The sequence below is a fragment of the Alistipes sp. CAG:29 genome (assembly GCF_000435435.1).
Taxonomy (GTDB): domain Bacteria; phylum Bacteroidota; class Bacteroidia; order Bacteroidales; family Rikenellaceae; genus Alistipes; species Alistipes onderdonkii.
Window position 1 is genome coordinate 35890 of sequence record NZ_FR893449.1, and the last position, 17997, is coordinate 53886.

The following is a 17997-nucleotide window of genomic DNA, read 5'->3' on the forward strand; positions in this document are numbered from 1 at the left end:
ATAAAACAATGAAAAAACTCCTTATCCTGCTCGCCCTCGCGGCCTGTGCGGCATGCAACACCGAAGACGACAACGATAACCGGCAGACAGCCACTTTCGGGGGCACGCTCACCATTACCAGCAACCAGACCCCGTCGGCGACACCCTTTGTGACAAACAACATAAGTTTCGAACTTACGGAAGACAACAGCGGCCTATTCAAGCTCACGATGTACAACGTGCGTTTCGCGCAGTCCATGCCGATGTCACTCAATATCGTTATCCCCGAACTGAAATACGAGGACTCGGACGGCGACGGCATCTACGAACTAACGAGCACGGCCGATCCGATCATCCCCTACATCGGCGGCAAACCGTATTACGACCCGCAAACCGGCAAGGGATTCGCAATCCCGATGTTCACCGGCAGGCTCGCCAACGGCGTCCTGGAGGTGATCTTCACCTGCCGCAACGCGAAGATTCCCGTGGGCGACGAGACACTCGACCACAAGGCCGTGTACAAGGGAACGATTCTTTTGTAACTTTGCACCGAAAAACGTAACGATATGAAGGCAGAATACAAACCATTCGTAGACGAGCTCATCGAGCTCTGCATCAAGGAGGACATCGGCGACGGCGACCACACGTCGCTCTCGTGCATCCCCTCCGACGAACACGGCCGCATGCGCCTGCTGTGCAAGCAGGAGGGAATCATCGCCGGCATCGAGATCGCGCAGGTCGTATTCCACCGTCTCGACCCGGAGATGGAATTCGAGCAGGTACTCAGCGACGGCGACCGCGTGAAGCCCGGCGACGTGGCGTTCTACGTCTCGGGACGCCTGCGCTCGCTGCTGCAGGCCGAACGCATCATCCTCAACATCATGCAGCGCATGAGCGGCGTGGCTACGCAGACCGCCGTTTACGTCGACCGCCTCGCAGGGCTGCATACCCGGGTGCTCGACACGCGCAAGACCACGCCCGGCATGCGCGTGCTGGACAAGATGGCCGTGAAGATCGGCGGCGGCGAGAACCACCGCATGGGACTTTTCGACATGATCCTGCTGAAGGACAACCACATCGACTTCGCGGGCGGCATCCGCAAAGCCATCCACGGCGCCCGCGAGTACCTCCGGGCCAAGGGCAAGGATATTCCCATCGAGTGCGAAGTACGTTCGCTGGAGGACATCGACGAGGTGTTCGCCGCGGGCGGCGTCGACCGCATCATGTTCGACAATTTCACGCCCGCAATGACCCGCGAGGCCGTGCAGAAAGTCGCAGGCCGCTGCGAGACCGAATCGAGCGGCGGCATCACGCTCTCGACGATGCGCGACTACGCCGAATGCGGCGTCGACTTCATCTCGGTCGGTGCCCTGACGCACCAGATCAAGTCGCTCGACATGTCGCTCAAGGCCTGCGAATAATCAGGACGCGCTGTCGTCACAGAATCGTCCGGACAACGGTTAATCCATGAAACGCCTGCTCCATACCCCGCTGGCCCTGTTACTACGGCGCATCGTACTGCTCTATGCGGTACTGATGCTCTGCCGCGCGGTTTTCTATCTCTACAATACGCAGTTGCTGGGGACGATCGGCCGGGGTGAGTTGTGGCAGCTGCTCGCCGGGGCGCTCAAGTTCGACACGGCATCGGTCATCTATGCCAACGGGGTATTCATCCTGCTGGCGTTGCTGCCCCTGCATGTGCGCGAACGCGGCTGGTACCGCAAACTGATGTACTGGTACTACGTCGCAGTGAACGCCGTGCTGGTCGTGGCTGTCAACATGTCCGACTGCGTCTATTTCCGGTACACGCAGAAACGGTTCACCGCCGATGAAATCTTCTTTGCCGACAACAGCAATTCGGTGCAGCTCGTCGGTAAGTTCATGGCTGAAAACTGGTACCTGGTACTCGTCGCCGCAGCCCTCGTGGCGCTGCTGGCATGGGGTTACGGCCGCAAGGTGCGCGAGGAAAGCCTGCTGAGCCGCGGCTGGGCCTACTACGTCGGAAGTACGGTGATCTTCACCGCAGGCGCAGGGCTCTCGATCGCAGGTATGCGCGGCGGCATGACCCGCATGACACGGCCGATCACCCTTTCGAACGCCACCCTCTATACCGACGACAGCGGCAAGGCGAACCTCATCCTGAGCAACCCGTTCTGCATCCTGCGGACGATCGGCAGCGCGGGAAGCGTCAATTACAAAAAATATTTCACCCCCGAAGAGCTGCCGCAGCATTTCACGCCCGTACACCAGCCCGCGGACAGCGCGGCGGTGAACCTGACAGGGCGCAACGTCATGGTCTTCATCATGGAGAGCATGTCAGCCGAGCATTCGGCCTACCTGATGCCGGAGGTTTATGCCGGGCGGGAAACCAAGGGCTTCACGCCGTTCCTCGACTCGCTGATGCGCGGCGGCCTCTGTTTCAAACGCATGTATGCCAACGGCACGCGCTCGATACAGGCCATGCCCTCGGTGCTGGGCAGCATCCCTTCGTTCCGGACGCCGTTCGTACTGATGCCGCAATCGCTCGGTGAAAGCCGGCAGTTGCCGGCCATGCTCCGCGACCAGGGTTATTCGACGGCATTCTTCTGCGGCTCGGAATACGGCTCGATGGGATTCGGGGCTTACGCCCGCTCGGCAGGCGTCGAACGGCTCGTCAGCCGCGAGGACTACGAGGCGAAGTACGGCAAAGGCGATTTCGACGAGTACTGGGGCATTTGGGACGAACCGTTCCTGCAATTCACGGGCGAGGAGCTCTCCCAGATGCCGGAACCTTTCTTCGCCACGCTGTTCACCCTCTCGTCGCACCACCCGTTCGTCGTCCCGGCACAATACGAAGACAAACTCCCGGACGGATACACGAAGATACACAAGGGCGTGGCCTACGACGACAACGCCTTCCGGCTCTTCTTCGAGCGCTTCGGAAGCGAAGAATGGTTCCGCCGCACGCTCTTCGTATTCGTAGCCGACCATGTGTCCTCCGAAAAATTCGCCGCCCAAACCCGCAGCTATCCGGGCAACTACCATATCATCGGCTTCATGTATACCCCCGACGGCGCCTTGCGGGGCGAGGTCAGCGAAGTCGTGCAGCAGCTCGACATCATGCCCACGCTCCTGGGGCTGCTGGGCAACAGGGAGCCCTATTTCGCATTCGGGCGCGACGTGCTGAACGAACCGCAGCGACCGCAATGGTCGGTGAGCTGGGACGGGGCGTTCCAGGCCGTGACGAACGACGGCACGATCCGCTTCGACGACGCGCAGGAGACACCGGCGGCGTCAAGCGCCGGGGACTCCCTCCTGCAGGACTTCCGCGCCCTTGTCCAGCAATACTATTCCCACGCAGAAAAAAAGAGTTACATCGTCCATGATTGAATTCAAACCCGTGCGCCTCGAGGATAAACAGACCATCGAGCGCTATACCATGCCCTCGGGCATCTATAACTGCGACCTTGCATTCGCCAACATGTACTGCTGGCAGGCGATGTATCGCAGTGCCTGGGCCGAGATCGACGGCTTCCTGGTGATCCGCTTCCAGATCGGGGGCGGGGAGAAGATCGGGTACATGCAACCCGTCGGCGAAGGGGATTTCGCCCGGATCATCCCCGCCCTGCGCGAAGATGCCCATGCGCACGGCCAGCGGCTGCGCATCATCGGCCTTACGGACGAGGGGCGCGAGATGGTTCGCAACATGCACGCCGGGCTGTTCGCGTTCGAATCCGACCGCGGGATGGAAGATTACGTTTACAACGCCGACGACCTGCGCAACCTCACGGGACGCAAATACCAGCCCAAACGCAACCACATCAACCGTTTCATGGCGGAGTACCCCGGTTTCCGGTACGAGCAACTCACGCGCGAGCGGTTCGGGGAGTGCATGCAGCTCGAACGCGAATGGCGCCGGGCCCACGAAGGGCACACCTCGGAGCTGTGCGCCGAACAGCGGGCCATGCAGCGGGCTTTCGAACATTTCGAAGAACTGGAAATGCTCGGCGGCTGTATCTACGTGGGCGACAGGCTGATCGCGTTCACATACGGTTCGGCGGTCAACGACCATACGTTCGACACGCATGTCGAGAAGGCGGACACCGACTACGACGGCGCCTTCACGATCATCAACAAACTCTTCGCACAGCACCTTCCCGCGCGTTTCACGATGATAAACCGCGAGGAAGACCTCGGGATCGACGGGTTGCGCCAGTCGAAGCTCTCCTACCACCCCGCCGTCATCCAGCACAAATATGCGGCCATCCACCTGCACCCGGATGAAATCGCCTGCAAGGAGCTGTGGACGGCTGCATTCGGCGACGACGAACAGTTCGTCGACTCGTTCCTGATGCGCTATTACAGCCGCCGCAGGATGCTGACGGCCGAATGCGAAGGGCGTACGGCGGCCATGCTCCACCTCGTGCCGTTCGAGAGCGAGCTGGGACGGTCGACCTACATCTACGGCGTAGCGACAGCGCCCGAATTCCGCCGCCGGGGACTGGCCGGCAAGCTGATGCGCGAAGCGATGCGGCTCATCGGCGAGCAGGGCGACGAGGCGGCCTTCCTGATCCCGAGCGAGGAGTGGCTGCACGGGTTCTATGCAAAATACGGCTTCGAAGGCACCGTCCCGGTGACATTCTCATCGCAAGACGGCTTCGATTTCGGGACGGGCGACGCCTCGAAAGACAGGGCCATGGTCTGGCGGCGAGCCCCCGGGGCTCCGCTGCCCGAGGCACTGCACTGCAACTACGCGAACAAGTAGCAGCCCCGCATATTCCGCCACAGCAGGAAGTGCGCTATCGTTCCCGCGATAAGAAAGCCGCAGACTTTACAGTCTGCGGCTTTCCGTTTTGCATATCGTCACCTAAAGTCGTCAGAATATGGTTCCGCCGTCCACCTTGGTCGTAGTCCAGGGGACTTCTTTCACCGAAGAAATCACGGCCTCCTGACCGACAACCGTCAACGTAATTTCGTACTCCACGCCAGCCAGCAGCGACGGCATGGTATCGGCCTTAATGTTTGCTGTGAATTCTTTGCCGTCGATCGTGCAGGTCACGGCAATGGTAGGCTGACCGGCCATAGGTATTACAAGCGCCTTTTCGCCGGCGGCCAGGGTAAGCGTCGCCGTTCCGACCGGATCCACCTTGCCGTCTACCATGTTAAGCGTGCCGGTCGCATAGATTCCACCGGTAATCTGTACCTGGGTGAGATTGGCAGCACCTGTGTATCCATTGCCGGCCGTTGCCAGAAATGAGAGTTTGGAATAGGCGTGCCCCATCTCAACGGCGACAGCTCCCGCATTGGCAGCATTGACAGACTGGTGCTGGTAGATCAAATCCTGTGCGGCCGCATCCTTTTGCGCCGTCAGCGTATATTCGGCACCACTAGCAGAAGTAGTCACGGCCAAAGCCGCAGGCGCCCATGCCACCAGCGTACCGCCCGTACGATCCACCAAAATAGGATCGCCCTCGACAGTCCATGCATCGGCACTATATTTCACCAGTTTCGTTGCAGCGGTAACGCCGGGAATAAAAACATTGAAATCGGCTGCGTACGGTTTCGCCTCGGCACGCGTAACAACATCGAGTGTCGTCACACCTACGAAATGTACAGGCGCGATTTCAGGCTGGGGGGGGTAACTTCGTCCTGTTTATCGCAAGAACAGAAAACGGCCGAAGTCATGGCTGCAGCGGCAGCGGCATAGTAAAAAAGTTTCATTTAGATAGTTTATTAAATTGTTATACATTTTTTGGACGGCCTGCAACCCGCTCAAACGAATTCAACCGACAGCCCCAATTATCCTCTCTTACAGAACGAAATCATTTACATAACACATAATTGTTTACTTCGCAACACACAATTTCGCTCTTTAATGACATTCAAAGTTAAATAAAAACCATCACATTGTACCATATGAACCGCAGAAGCATACATAAAAAGCATTTTTGTATACCATATCGAGCTACTTAATATATCTTGTGGGCGGATATGATTACAGCTTCCTAAAAATCGACGGAAAAGGCGCCTGAACCCGGCAAAATACCGGACATGCATTGCTCGAAGCAGGCCGCAGAAAAACCGCCCTCCCCAACGGCAAAGGCCGGAAAAAGGCAAGGCACTAAAAAACCCGAAGTGAAAACTTCGGGTTTTGCGGGGGAGAGCCCGGAGGCGAACAACGCCCGGGTCAGGCGATTCGGGGCTATTTCCGTGCGATACGCCGCAGGAAGCACTCGATCGTATTCTCCATCAGGCAGCAGATCGTCATCGGCCCCACGCCGCCGGGAACAGGGGTGATGACCGACGCCTTGGGCTCGATAGCAGCGAAATCGACGTCACCGCACAGCTTGCCGGTTTCGGGATCGCGGTTGACCCCCACGTCGATCACCACGGCACCGTCACGCACCATATCCGCCGTTACGAACTTCGGGCGGCCGATCGCCACGACCAGGATGTCGGCGCGGCGCGTCACCTCGCCCAGGTTACGCGTACGGCTGTGCGCCATGGTCACGGTGGCATTGGCATCCAACAGCAATTTCGAGACGGGAAGCCCGACGATATTGCTGCGGCCGATCACCACGGCCTCCTTGCCGGCGATCTCCACGCCCGCAGCCCGCAGCATCTTGAGGATACCTTTCGGCGTACAGGGCAGCGTACAGGGCTGTTTCTGCCACAAAGCCGCCACATTGAGGGGATGGAAGCCGTCGACATCCTTCCCCTTGTCGATCGCGGCGATCACCTTGTCCTCGTCGATATGCTTGGGCAGGGGCAGCTGCACCAGGATTCCGTCGACGCCTTCGTCGGCATTCAGGTCGGCGATGATGCCGAGCAACTCGGCCTCGCAGACCGACTCCGGCTTGCGGATCGTCGTATTGCGGATGCCGACTTCGGCCGAGGCCTTGGCCTTGCCCGTCACATAGGAGACGCTGCCCGGGTCTTCGCCCACGAGGATTACGACCAGATGCGGCACGCGTCCGTATTTCGCGCCGAAAGTAGCCACTTCGGCGGCCATTTCGGCCTTGAGTTTTGCTGAGAGTTCTTTTCCGCTGATAACCATACCTTATATATAACTATTTTTCAAATGCCCAATGTCCGATGTCGGTGCGGTGGAAGAGGTTGTCGCATCCGATGCGTGCGACATCCCGCAGCGCATTGGCGCGTGCCTCGGCCAGCGTGGCCCCTTTGCCCACGACGAACAGCACGCGGCCGCCCGAGGTGAGGATGCGGCTGCCGTCGGTCTTCGTCCCCATGTGGTAAAGGGCGCCTTCCACCCGGTCGAGCCCCTTGATCTCGCAGCCCTTTTCATAGGCTCCGGGATAGCCTTTCGAGGCGAGCACGATGCCGAGCGTGGCGAAATCGTGCCATACGAGCTGCGTATCGCCGCCGTCGGCCACAGCGCAGAAGATATCCACGATGTCGCTTTTCAGGCGCGGCAGCACGACCTCGGTTTCGGGGTCGCCGAAACGGGCGTTGAATTCGATGACCTTGATCCCTTGCGGGGTCTTCATCAGGCCGCCGTAAAGCACGCCTTCGAACGGGCAGCCCTCGGCGACCATCGCGTCGGCGGTCGGTTGCAACACCTTCTCGAGCGCATAGCGTTCGTCCTCGGCCGTAATGAACGGCAGGGGCGAATATGCGCCCATACCGCCCGTATTGGGCCCCTTGTCGCCGTCGAATGCCCGCTTGTGATCCTGCGCCAGCACCATCGGCCATACCTTATGCCCGGAGACGAAGCACATGAACGAAAATTCAGGCCCCGTGAGGAAATCCTCGACGACGACCTTGCCCGCGCCGAATTTGTCGTCGAGCAACATGTCCTTCAGGGCGGCGTCGGCCTCCTCCATCGTCTCGGCGATCACCACGCCCTTGCCCGCGGCCAGCCCGTCGTATTTCAGCACGGCAGGCAGCGGACGCGAAGCGACATAGTCCATCGCCGCGGCATAATCGGTGAAGGCCCGGTAACCGGCCGTCGGAATGGCGTATTTGGCCATCAGATCTTTGGCGAACTCCTTGCTCGACTCGATACGCGCGGCAGCCTTCGTAGGGCCGAAAGCCCGCAGCCCGGCGGCCTTGAACGCATCGACCACACCCGCCGCCAACGCCACCTCGGGGCCGACGACCGTAAGGCAGATCCCGTTCTGCGCCGCAAAATCGCGCAGCCGCTCCACCTCCGTCTCGCGGATAGCCACGCACTCGGCCTGCGCCGCAATACCCGCATTGCCGGGGGCGCAAAATATCTTCTCCACCTGGGGCGAGCGCGACAGCGCATCCACAATTGCATGTTCACGGCCACCGCCGCCAATAACCAAAACTTTCATACGAATACGAATTAACAGTTTCCACCGCCGTTATGCCGCCGGACGATGTATGCACGGCCTGCTGCCGACCACAAGTCCGGCACTCTCCCCAAGCCCCTCCCTCGGGAGAGGCTTGTCGCAGCGGCAAAAGTTTTTATTTATACCGTCCGATTTCCGATCGCCACGGAAGCGGATTTCACCTTGGCGAAATCCGGTTCGGGCGGGGCACAAGCATCCTGTTTCCCGCCCGAAGCGGGCACGGCGAGACGAAAGGTGCCGCGATAATCGAAAATCAATGTTTGAAATGGCGCTCGCCCGTGAATACCATGGCGATACCCTTCTCGTCGGCCTTCCGGATCGAGTCCTCGTCACGTACCGAACCGCCCGGCTGCACGATGGCCGTCACGCCGTATTCGGCAGCCAGCGTCACGCAGTCGTCAAAGGGGAAGAAGCCGTCCGAAGCCAGCACCAGTCCTTCGGTAACGCCGGCGGCATGCGCCTGCCGGAGTGCGATCTCGGCCGAGCCGATGCGGTTCATCTGCCCGGCGCCCACGCCCAGCGTACGGCCGTCCCTGACGGCGACGATGGCGTTCGACTTGACGTGCTTGACGATATGCCAGCCGAAATTCAGGTCGTCCATCTGTGCCGCGGCGGGTTTTGCCTTCGTCACGCACATATCGGCCGTGACGGTTTTCGTCGCCACGTCGAGATCCTGCACCAGCAGGCCGCCGTTGACGCTGACATATTGCTTGGGGTCGACGGCCCCCTGCTGCATATCGACCTCCAGCAGCCGCAGGTTTTTCTTCGTGCAGAGCACTTCGAGCGCCCCTTCGTCGAATTTCGGCGCCATGATGATCTCGAGGAAGATCGGTTTCATCAACTCGGCCGCCTCGCGCGTTACGGTGCGGTTCGTGGCGACGATACCCCCGAAGATCGACACCTTGTCGGCCTCGTAAGCCTTCGTCCAGGCATCCACGACATCCTTGCCGACGGCAGCACCGCAGGGATTCATGTGTTTGAGCCCCACGCAGAACGGCTCATCGAACTCGCGGACGATGCACAGCGCGGCATTGGCATCCTGGATATTGTTGTACGACAACTCCTTGCCGTTGAGCTGACGGGCGAAAGCCAGCGAATAGGGAACCTTCGTCTGCTCGCGGTAGAACTTGGCCGACTGGTGGGGATTCTCCCCGTAGCGCAGCGACTGCACGAGGTCGAATTCGAGGAACAGCTTCTCGTTAAGCCCGGCCTGTGCACGCATATAGGCCGCGATCATCGCATCGTACTCGGCCGTATGGGTGTATGCCTTGGCGGAAAGTTTCAGGCGCGTAGCCTTTTCGGTATTGCCGGCAGTGCGGATCTCGTTCAAAATCAAGTCATAGTCCGCAGGGTCGCAGACCACCGTGACGTCGGCCCAGTTCTTGGCGGCCGAACGCAGCATCGAAGGGCCGCCGATGTCGATGTTCTCGATGGCGTCCTCCATCTTCACATCGGGTTTGGCAATGGTCTGGCGGAACGGGTAGAGGTTCACGCAGACCATGTCGATAAATTCGATATTGTTATCTTTCAGGGCTTTCAGGTGTTCGGGATCGTCGCGTCGCGCCAGCAGGCCGCCGTGCACGTTGGGGTGCAGGGTCTTGACGCGGCCGTCGCAGATCTCGGGAAAGCCCGTCACGTCGCTGATGTTGATTACTTCCACCCCGCTGTCGGCCAGCAGTTTCATCGTGCCGCCCGTGGCGATCACCTCCCAGCCCAGGGCACGCAGGCCCTTGGCGAAATCAACGACACCCGTTTTGTCGCTGACACTGATTAATGCACGCATATCGTTATTATTCCTTTAATAATTTATTAATCGTTTCTATATAAAGCGGATATTCCACCGCATGAATCCGGGCTTCCAGCTCGGCGATGTCGTCGCCGTCGTATCCGAACGCCCGCTGGGAGATGATCTTCCCGCCGTCGAGCGTCGCATCGACATAGTGGATCGTCACACCAAAGACCTTGACGCCGTATTCCAGCGCCTGTTCGATGGCATGCGCCCCGCGGAATGCCGGCAGCAGCGAAGGATGGATGTTGACGATCCGCCCGCCGTAAGCCCCCAGCAGCACATCGCCGACGATGCGCATGTACCCCGCCAGGCAGACCAGCTCCACGCCGGCTTCGTCGAGCCGCCGCACGATCTCGCGCTCGTAGTCGGCCTTCGAGGCATACTCTTTCGGGGCGAATACGAATGCCTCGACCCCGTGCCCCGCAGCCCGCTGCACGACCCCGGCGCCGGGTTTGTCGCAGACCATCAGCACCACCCGGGCCGGGATCTCCCCCCGCTCGCAGGCCGTGGCGATGGCCTCGAAGTTCGTGCCGCTGCCGCTGGCAAAGACCGCAAGGCGTCGCACGGCCTTAGCGGATTACGACACCCTCGGTGTCCGTGACGCGTCCGATGACGGCCGCCTTCTCGCCCTGCTCCGCAAGGATGGCGATGGCTTTCCCCGCCTGCGACGCATCGAGGGCGATGACCATGCCGATGCCCATGTTGAAGATGTTGAACATCTCGCGGTGCGCCACCTTGCCGTATTTCTCGAGGAAGCGGAACACGGGCAGGATCTCCCAAGTGCCCTCCTCGATTTCGAGCCCCTGCCCTCCGTGCAGGATGCGGGGGATATTTTCGTCGAAACCTCCGCCCGTGATATGGCTGATGCCGTGTACGTCGCAGCTGCGGATCACTTCGAGCACCTGCTTCACGTAGATCTTCGTCGGGGTGAGCAGCACTTCGCCCAGCAGTTTGTTCGACAACTCGGGATAGACCTTGTGCAGATCCAGGCAGTTATCCGCAAGGATCTTACGCACGAGGCTGAAGCCGTTGGAGTGCACGCCGCTCGAGGCGATGCCCACCAGCACATCGCCGGCCCTGACCTTCGATCCGTCGATGAGCTTCGATTTCTCGACCACGCCGACCGTGAAACCGGCGATGTCGTACTCGCCCTCGGAGTACATGCCCGGCATTTCGGCCGTCTCGCCGCCGACCAGCGCACAACCCGCCTGGCGGCAGCCGTCGGCAACACCGCTCACGATGGCCTCGATCTTCTGGGGTTCGTTATGGCCTACGGCGACATAGTCGAGGAACACCAGCGGCTCGGCACCCTGCGCCAGCACGTCGTTGACGCACATGGCCACGGCATCGACGCCGATCGTGTCGTGCTTGTCCATCTCGAACGCCAGCTTGAGCTTCGTGCCCACGCCGTCGGTACCGCTCACCAGCACCGGCTCCTTCACGTTCAGCGCCGAGAGGTCGAACATGCCTCCGAATGCACCGATATTGCCCATCACGCCCAGGCGCGAGGTCGATGCCACGTGTTTCTTGATGCGCCGCACCACTTCGTATCCAGCCTCGAGGTTCACACCGGCCTTCTCATAACTCTGTGCCATTATAATCTTCCTTTTAAAGTAGTCCTTAACATTTTACGTCTTTGTTCACCTCATCGACCGACTGGTACAACGCCGTGGGATAGTGCCCCGTGAAGCAGGCCATGCACAAATCCTTGCGGTTCCCCGCCCTGAGCAGCGCCCCGGGCGACAGGAACGCCAGCGAATCGGCGCATATCTCCTCGCGGACACCGTCCACCTCCTTGCGCGCCGAGATCAGCTCGTCGCGGGTCGAGGTATCCACCCCGTAGAAGCAGGGGTGCGTCATCGGGGGACTGGCAATGCGCACGTGCACCTCGGTGGCCCCCGCCTCCTTGAGCATCGTGACGATGCGGCGCGAGGTCGTACCGCGCACGATCGAATCGTCGACCAGCACCACGCGCTTGCCCTTGACGATCGTCCGCACGGCCGAGAGCTTCATGCGCACCCCTTTCTCGCGCAGCTCCTGCGAAGGCTGGATGAACGTACGGCCGATGTACTTGTTCTTGATAAGCCCCATTTCATACGGCAGGCCGCTCGCCTCGGCATAGCCCATCGCGGCGCTGAGGCTCGAGTCGGGAACCCCGACCACGATGTCCGCCTCGGCAGGCGCCTCGCCGAAGAGCAGGCGCCCCGACTCCTTGCGGTAGGCATGGACGTTGCACCCTTCGATGTCACTGTCGGGACGTGCAAAGTAGATATACTCCATCGAGCACATCTCGCAACGCTTATACTGCGAGAAATCGCGGCTCCGGATGCCCTCGCTGTCGATCGTGACGATCTCGCCCGGCTCGACGTCGCGGACGAACTCCGCACCCAGCACGTCGAAGGCACAGGTTTCGCTCGACACGACATAACCGTCGCCCAGCCGGCCGATCGACAGCGGCCGCAGGCCGTATTTGTCACGGCAGGCATAGATGCGATTGGCGGTCATGATCAGGAATGCAAAAGCCCCCTCGATCATGTTCAGCGCGTCGATGATCGAATAGATGCGCGGACGGTCGTGATACTTGGTCTCCTTCTTGATCAGGTGCGCCAGGATTTCGCTGTCCGAGGTCGACTGGAACAGGCTCCCCTTGTTCTCGAGGTAAATACGCAGCAGCGCCGAATTGACGATATTGCCGTTGTGCGCCAGCGCGAAATCGCCCGTGTTGTGGCGGAAAAGGAACGGTTGCACGTTCTCGATGCCACCACCGCCGGCGGTGGGATAGCGCACATGCCCGATGGCCATGTCGCCCTTGAGCGTCGAGAGGTTTCCCTCGCCGAACACCTCGGTCACCAGGCCGCCGCCCTTGATGCGGCGGAACGTCGCGTCCCGGTCGACGGTCACGATACCGGCACCCTCCTGTCCGCGGTGCTGCAAGGCATGCAGGCCATAGTAGGTCAGCGACGCTGCGTCCTTGACTCCGAAGACGCCGAACACCCCGCACTCCTCATGCAACTCGCGGTCGCTAATCTGCCCCATCACCATTACCCGACGATTTTCTGCAAACGTGCCAAAATCTCCTCGTAAGCCTCGCGCACCTTGCCCAGGTCACGACGGAAACGGTCTTTGTCGAGTTTCTCGTTGGTCGTCATGTCCCACAGGCGGCAGGTGTCGGGCGACACCTCGTCGGCGAGCACGATCTCCCCGTCCGACGTACGGCCGAACTCGATCTTGAAGTCCACGAGTTTGATGTTCATCTTGGCGAAAAGGTTGCGCAGGATCTCGTTGATACGCGAGGTCATGGCGTAGATCAGTTCGAGTTCCTCGTAGGTCACGGCACCCAATGCCACGGCGTGGTGGTCGTTGATCAGCGGGTCGCCCAGCTCGTCCTTCTTGTAGCAGATGTCGTAGATGACGTTCGACGGCTGCGTACCCTCCTCGATACCGAGGCGCTGGGCCATCGAACCGGCGATGACATTGCGCACGATCACCTCCAGCGGGATGATCGTCACCCGGCGGCACACCTGGTCGCGGTCGTTGATCGTCTCGATATAGTGGGTCTTGACACCCGACTTCTGAAGCTCCTTGAAAATCAGGGTCGAGATGGCGTTGTTCAGCACGCCCTTGTTTTCGATCGTGGCTTTCTTGATGTTGTTGAAAGCCGTTGCCGCATCCTTGTAGTGGATGATGATCTTGTCGGGATCGTCGGTGCGGAAAACCTGTTTTGCCTTGCCTTCGTAGAGCATTTCGAGCTGTTTCATGGTGTTTGTGAGTTTAAGTTTTATATTGTACTAATTTTTGCGGAAATAGTCGACGGCATTGCGGAACAGCGACTGCTCCTTCTCGCCTGCGATATTTTTGAAGAGGTTTTTCTCGTAACGCTCCGTATGCCCCATCTTGCCGAGGATCTGGCCGTCACGCGACACCAGGCCCTCGATGGCATACGACGAACCGTTGGGGTTGTACGGCGCCTCGGCCGTCGCACGCCCTTCGGGATCGACATACTGGAAGGCCACCTGCCCGTTGGCGAACAGCTCCCGGGCAAGTTCTTCGCTCACGACGAACTTGCCTTCGCCGTGGCTGACAGCGATCGAGTGGATGTCGCCCAGGCCAAAGCCCGCGAGCCACGGGGAGTTGAGCGTCGAGACGCGCGTCGAGACGATCTGCGAAATATGGCGGGTGATGTCGTGGCGGAACAGCGTCGGCGAATCCTTGGTCACCATGCCCAGGCGGCCGTAAGGCAGCAGGCCGGATTTGACGAGCGCCTGGAAACCGTTGCAGATGCCGAGGATCAGCCCTCCGCGGTCGAGCAACGCATGGATTTCATCGCGTATATCCTTATTGTTGAGTACGTTGACGATAAACTTGGCGCTGCCGTCGGGTTCGTCGCCCGACGAGAAGCCGCCGCTCAGCACGAAGATATGGGCGCGGCGGATATGTTCCTTCATTTCGCGGATCGAACGCAGGATGTCGTCGCCCCCGAGGTTGCACAACACGCTCATTTCGACCTCGGCCCCGGCCTTGCGGAATGCTTTGGCCGTGTCGTAGTCGCAGTTGGTGCCCGGGAACACGGGGATATAGACCAGCGGATGTTCGACGGCTTCGCCCCGATAGGCGAAAGTCCGGGGTGCGGGCTCCGAGGTCATCACCCCGGCATGGTTCTCCCCCTTGTCGGGGTAAACGGCCGCGAATTTCTCGGTATTGGCCTTGTAGAGGGCGTCGAGCGGCATTTTCACGCCGTTGACGGTCAACGCCCCTTCGGCTGCGGTCATACCCAGCAGCCCGGCCGCAGGATGGGTCAGTTCGACGGCGCTCTCGACAAGGATCGAACCATAGGCGTATCCGAAGAGTTCCGCCTCGTCCATCTCCACCTCGGCGCCGATGCGGTTGCCGAAAGCCATCTTGGCAAGACCTTCGGCGACACCTCCGAAGCCCACCGACCATGCGGCGAGGATATTGCCGCGTTCGATATTTTCGCTGACAAAGCCGAAGTTGTCCTTCAGCTGCGCCGTGTCGGGCATATGGTTCTCCCTGGGCGTATGGCGCACCAGGTAGATACGGTTGCCGGCCTTCTTGAAATCGGTCGAAATGACCGTCCCGGCATTCACCGTCGTGATGCCGAAGGCCATCAGCATGGGCGGGACGTTGATATGCTGGAACGTGCCCGACATCGAGTCCTTGCCGCCGATCGAGGGCAGGCCCAGTTCGACCTGCATCTTCAGCGCACCGAGCAGGGCACCCAGCGGCTTGCCCCACGAGCGGGGATCGCGGGTCATGCGTTCGAAATATTCCTGGTATGAGTAACGCATCCTGTCATAACGCGCGCCCGCAGCCACGACCTTGGCAGCAGCTTCGACGACGGCATACGCAGCACCGTGGTAAGGGCTCCACGAGGCCAGGTAGGGATTGTAGCCGAAGGCCATGATGCTGGCCGTGTCGGTGTAACCGTCGGTCGGGAGTTTCTGCACCGACACCTGCGTTTCGCTGCCCTGCGTGCGGCCGCCGAACGGCATCAGCACGGTGGAACGGCCGATCGTCGAATCGAACATTTCGATCAGGCCGCGCTGCGAGACGACATTGTTGTCGCGCAGGTTCTCCTCGAAGCGTTCGGCAAACGTCGCGCCCACGACCTCACGGGCAAAGGGATCGCGGTTCTCCACCTCACCGATCATGGCTTCGGCATAGTGCTTCGCCCCGGCGCTGTCGATGAATTCACGCGCGAGGTCTACGACTTTGCGCCCTTTGTTGAACATCCGCATACGGGCCGTATCCGTCACGTCGGCCACCTCGACCGCCTCGATATTCTCCTCGCGGCAGTATTCCATGAACCGGGCGACGTCTTTCGCCTCGACGACTACGGCCATGCGCTCCTGCGACTCGCTGATCGCCAGTTCCGTGGAATTCAGGCCGCTGTACTTGGTCTTCACGCGGTCGAGATAAATATCCAGCCCGTCGGCCAGCTCGCCGATGGCGACGCTGACGCCGCCGGCGCCGAAGTCGTTCGATTTCTTGATGAGCCGCGTCACCTCGGGGCGGCGGAACAGGCGTTCGAGTTTGCGCTCCTCGGGGGCATTGCCCTTCTGCACCTCGCTGCCGCAGGTTTCGAGCGACTTAGTATTGTGCTCTTTCGACGAACCCGTGGCGCCGCCGATACCGTCACGCCCCGTGCGGCCACCCAGCATGACAATCTTGTCGCCCGGGACGGGTTTTTCGCGGCGGACGTTTTCAGCCTTCACGGCACCGACCACGGCACCGACTTCGAGGCGCTTGGCCACATAGTCGTCGTGGTAAATCTCGCGCACATGGGTCGTTGCCAGCCCGATCTGATTGCCGTAACTGGAGTAGCCCGCGGCGGCCTTCTTCGAAATGACGCTCTGCGGGAGCTTGCCTTCGAGCGTATCGGACACCTTCTGGTAGATATTGCCGGCACCCGTTACACGCATGGCCTGGTAGACGTAGCTGCGCCCCGACAACGGGTCGCGGATAGCGCCGCCCAGACAGGTCGAAGCGCCGCCGAACGGCTCGATCTCGGTCGGGTGGTTATGGGTTTCGTTCTTGAATTGCAGGAGCCACTTCTCGGTCGCCCCGTCGACATCGACATCGACGTATACCGAGCAGGCGTTGTTCTCGTCGCTCACTTCCAGGTCGTCCAGCAGCCCTTTCTTGCGCAGGTAGCGGGCGCCGATGGTCGCCATGTCCATCAGGCAGATGCTCTTGTGCTCGCGCCCCAGTTCGCGGCGGATGCGCAGGTAGAGGGCCAGCGAATCCTCGATCTCGTCCTTTACGAACGATTCCTCGACCGTGATGCCCTCCAGCTCGGTGGTGAAGGTCGTATGGCGGCAATGGTCGCTCCAATAGGTGTCGAGGATGCGCAGCTCGGTCTCATAGGGATCGCGCCCCTCGGCACGGAAATATTTCACCACCTCGCGCAGGTCGTCGGCATTCATCGCCAGCCCGTACCGCTTGCAGCAGGGTTCCAGTTCGGCGTCGGTCATCTTGGTGAAGCCTTCCAGCACGGCGACGGGCTTCACCTCGGCCTGTTCCATGTCGGTCAGCACGTCCAGATTCTTCTCACGCGACTCGACCGCGTTGATATAGTAATGGCGGATGCGCGCCAGGTCTTCGTCGGAAACGGCATCGTCGAACAGCAACAGCTTCGACGAGCGGATGCGCACCTGGGCCGACGGGTCGATCAGCCGCACGCAGTCGACGGCCGACGCGGCACGTTGGTCGAACTGGCCGGGGAGGTACTCCACGGCGATGTATTTCCGTCCCGCCAGGTCGCACGAATCGGTCACGCTGTCGGTTACCACTTCGCCGAAGACGCTGTAACGGCTCTTTTCGAGCAGCTCTCGGCTGAACCCGAACAGGTCGTAGACGTTGAGCAACTGCAGACTGCGGATGTCCAGGTTCAGATTGGTGTTCAGCTCCCGGCGCAGGCTGTCGGCCTCGACCCGGAAACGGGGATGTTTCTCAACAAAAATCCGGTAGTTTTCCATGTTATTTCGTTTGCACTTATTTTACGAATCTGTCGGCCCACGCGGCACCGTATTCCCCGGCGTCCATCCCGACGAAGGTGATATGCCCCATCTTGCGCTTCGGACGGCTCTCGGTCTTGCCGTAAAGGTGGACATGGACACCCGGGCGGTTTTCGGCGGCGATTCTCTCGGCCGCTTCGAGATCCTGCCCCAGGATATTCTTCATCACGGTCGGCGCCACGAGCTGCGGCTCCTGCAACGGTTCGCCCAGCAGGAAGCGCACCAGCTCGCGGAACTGGTTGGTCGTGCACCCCTCGATGGTATAGTGCCCCGAATTGTGGGGCCGCGGCGCCATTTCGTTGAAATAGAACTCCCCGTCGCGGATGAAGAACTCGATGGCGAGGATCCCGCGGTAGCGGCAGGATTTCATGAACCGCTC

The 17997-nt window shown here is 60.5% G+C and carries 14 protein-coding genes; 4 read left to right on the plus strand and 10 right to left on the minus strand.

Annotated features, from left to right (window positions below; translation table 11 throughout):
- Window positions 1-8 precede the first annotated feature (8 nt).
- Genes QVP03_RS05015 through QVP03_RS05030 form a run of 4 tightly spaced genes read left to right on the plus strand, consistent with a single transcriptional unit; the run spans window position 9 to window position 4723 of the window.
- A complete protein-coding gene (locus QVP03_RS05015; RefSeq protein ID WP_022332472.1) occupies window positions 9-521 on the plus strand; it encodes a hypothetical protein in 513 nt (170 codons plus the stop codon).
- 24 nt (window positions 522-545) lie between these two features.
- Complete coding sequence (gene nadC / locus QVP03_RS05020) at window positions 546-1400, plus strand: carboxylating nicotinate-nucleotide diphosphorylase (RefSeq protein ID WP_022332473.1); 855 nt, start codon at window positions 546-548, stop codon at window positions 1398-1400.
- 46 nt (window positions 1401-1446) lie between these two features.
- Window positions 1447-3348 carry an LTA synthase family protein gene (locus QVP03_RS05025; RefSeq protein ID WP_022332474.1) on the plus strand — a complete coding sequence of 634 codons (1902 nt, stop codon included), beginning with the start codon at window positions 1447-1449 and terminating at the stop codon, window positions 3346-3348.
- Window positions 3341-4723 (plus strand): GNAT family N-acetyltransferase, encoded by a 1383-nt coding sequence (locus QVP03_RS05030; RefSeq protein WP_022332475.1) that lies wholly within the window; start codon window positions 3341-3343, stop codon window positions 4721-4723. Before QVP03_RS05025 ends, QVP03_RS05030 begins: the two co-directional genes overlap by 8 nt.
- 111 nt (window positions 4724-4834) lie before the next feature.
- On the opposite strand, the gene QVP03_RS05035 is transcribed toward QVP03_RS05030, so the two are convergent.
- The 10 genes from QVP03_RS05035 to QVP03_RS05080 all read right to left on the minus strand — a co-directional run.
- Window positions 4835-5557 carry a fimbrillin family protein gene (locus tag QVP03_RS05035; RefSeq protein WP_278809209.1) on the minus strand — a complete coding sequence of 241 codons (723 nt, stop codon included), beginning with the start codon at window positions 5555-5557 and terminating at the stop codon, window positions 4835-4837.
- Between the two features lie 603 nt (window positions 5558-6160).
- Window positions 6161-7015, minus strand: a complete 855-nt coding sequence (gene folD, locus QVP03_RS05040; RefSeq protein WP_032136050.1) for a bifunctional methylenetetrahydrofolate dehydrogenase/methenyltetrahydrofolate cyclohydrolase FolD — start codon at window positions 7013-7015, stop codon at window positions 6161-6163.
- Between the two features lie 13 nt (window positions 7016-7028).
- The gene (gene purD / locus QVP03_RS05045) at window positions 7029-8276 is read right to left on the minus strand and encodes a phosphoribosylamine--glycine ligase (protein ID WP_022332479.1); all 1248 of its coding nucleotides are present in this window, start codon (window positions 8274-8276) and stop codon (window positions 7029-7031) included.
- 271 nt (window positions 8277-8547) lie between these two features.
- Window positions 8548-10077, minus strand: coding sequence for a bifunctional phosphoribosylaminoimidazolecarboxamide formyltransferase/IMP cyclohydrolase (gene purH / locus QVP03_RS05050; protein WP_018695110.1), 1530 nt, complete (start codon window positions 10075-10077; stop codon window positions 8548-8550).
- A 7-nt stretch (window positions 10078-10084) separates the two neighbouring features.
- Entirely contained in the window at window positions 10085-10648 is a 564-nt protein-coding gene (purN, locus tag QVP03_RS05055; protein WP_022332480.1) for a phosphoribosylglycinamide formyltransferase, read from the minus strand.
- A 4-nt stretch (window positions 10649-10652) separates the two neighbouring features.
- A complete protein-coding gene (gene purM, locus QVP03_RS05060; RefSeq protein WP_022332481.1) occupies window positions 10653-11678 on the minus strand; it encodes a phosphoribosylformylglycinamidine cyclo-ligase in 1026 nt (341 codons plus the stop codon).
- A gap of 25 nt (window positions 11679-11703) precedes the next feature.
- Window positions 11704-13125 carry an amidophosphoribosyltransferase gene (purF, locus tag QVP03_RS05065; protein WP_022332482.1) on the minus strand — a complete coding sequence of 474 codons (1422 nt, stop codon included), beginning with the start codon at window positions 13123-13125 and terminating at the stop codon, window positions 11704-11706.
- Complete coding sequence (gene purC / locus QVP03_RS05070) at window positions 13125-13841, minus strand: phosphoribosylaminoimidazolesuccinocarboxamide synthase (protein WP_022332483.1); 717 nt, start codon at window positions 13839-13841, stop codon at window positions 13125-13127. Before purC ends, purF begins: the two co-directional genes overlap by 1 nt.
- A gap of 30 nt (window positions 13842-13871) precedes the next feature.
- Entirely contained in the window at window positions 13872-17579 is a 3708-nt protein-coding gene (locus QVP03_RS05075) for a phosphoribosylformylglycinamidine synthase (RefSeq protein ID WP_022332484.1), read from the minus strand.
- Between the two features lie 16 nt (window positions 17580-17595).
- The coding region (locus QVP03_RS05080) for an ATP-grasp domain-containing protein (RefSeq protein ID WP_288210651.1) at window positions 17596-17997 on the minus strand (402 nt) is incomplete at its 5' end.

Excerpts from the sequence above, each read along its gene's own strand:
- QVP03_RS05015 (WP_022332472.1), top strand. The coding sequence starts at position 9 with ATGAAAAAACTCCTTATCCTGCTCGCCCTCGCGGCCTGTGCGGCATGC.
- nadC (WP_022332473.1), top strand. The coding sequence starts at position 546 with ATGAAGGCAGAATACAAACCATTCGTAGACGAGCTCATCGAGCTCTGC.
- QVP03_RS05025 (WP_022332474.1), top strand. The coding sequence starts at position 1,447 with ATGAAACGCCTGCTCCATACCCCGCTGGCCCTGTTACTACGGCGCATC.
- QVP03_RS05030 (WP_022332475.1), top strand. The coding sequence starts at position 3,341 with ATGATTGAATTCAAACCCGTGCGCCTCGAGGATAAACAGACCATCGAG.
- folD (WP_032136050.1), bottom strand. The coding sequence starts at position 7,015 with ATGGTTATCAGCGGAAAAGAACTCTCAGCAAAACTCAAGGCCGAAATG.
- purD (WP_022332479.1), bottom strand. The coding sequence starts at position 8,276 with ATGAAAGTTTTGGTTATTGGCGGCGGTGGCCGTGAACATGCAATTGTG.
- purH (WP_018695110.1), bottom strand. The coding sequence starts at position 10,077 with ATGCGTGCATTAATCAGTGTCAGCGACAAAACGGGTGTCGTTGATTTC.
- purM (WP_022332481.1), bottom strand. The coding sequence starts at position 11,678 with ATGGCACAGAGTTATGAGAAGGCCGGTGTGAACCTCGAGGCTGGATAC.
- purF (WP_022332482.1), bottom strand. The coding sequence starts at position 13,125 with ATGGTGATGGGGCAGATTAGCGACCGCGAGTTGCATGAGGAGTGCGGG.
- purC (WP_022332483.1), bottom strand. The coding sequence starts at position 13,841 with ATGAAACAGCTCGAAATGCTCTACGAAGGCAAGGCAAAACAGGTTTTC.
- QVP03_RS05075 (WP_022332484.1), bottom strand. The coding sequence starts at position 17,579 with ATGGAAAACTACCGGATTTTTGTTGAGAAACATCCCCGTTTCCGGGTC.